Raw genomic sequence first — 484 nt, 5'->3', positions numbered from 1 at the left:
ACTTGGATACGTCTTCTTGCGCATTCCACTAGTGTGCAACACTCGCGAAAGATCGTGAACAGGCTCTGAAGAATCAGAGTAGCAGCGCATCTCGCACGTTCGTCACCTGCGAAGGCACCCGCGTGCTGGCCTACTACGCGTTGGCATCCAGTGCCGTGTCGGTGGATGCCGCACCGGGCCGGTTCCGGCGCAACATGCCGGAGCCGATTCCCGTGGTGGCGCTCGGCCGTCTCGCGGTAGACCAATCGCAACAAGGTAAAGGCCTCGGCCGCGCCTTGGTGCAAGATGCCGGCCGTCGCGTCCTCCAGGCCGCTGACGCGATTGGCGTGCGTGGCCTACTCGTGCATGCGCTTTCGGCTGACGCCAAGGCGTTCTACGAACGACTCGGCCGATGCCTCGCCACTTGACCCGATGGTGCTGATACGTAGCCTTCCCCTCACGCGACGTCATTTGAAAGGAGAACATCTGGCAGTCTTGGCTGACG

General features: G+C 62.0%; 1 protein-coding gene. It reads left to right on the top strand.

Annotated elements, in window-relative coordinates:
- Positions 1–122: 122 nt before the first annotated feature.
- Positions 123–407, top strand: a complete 285-nt coding sequence (locus ASG87_RS19390; protein ID WP_235499616.1) for a GNAT family N-acetyltransferase — start codon at positions 123–125, stop codon at positions 405–407.
- Positions 408–484 lie beyond the last annotated feature (77 nt).

The sequence above is a fragment of the Frateuria sp. Soil773 genome (assembly GCF_001428405.1).
In the GTDB taxonomy this organism is placed as follows: Bacteria; Pseudomonadota; Gammaproteobacteria; order Xanthomonadales; family Rhodanobacteraceae; genus LMSL01.
This window is presented reverse-complemented; position numbering and strand designations above follow the sequence as displayed.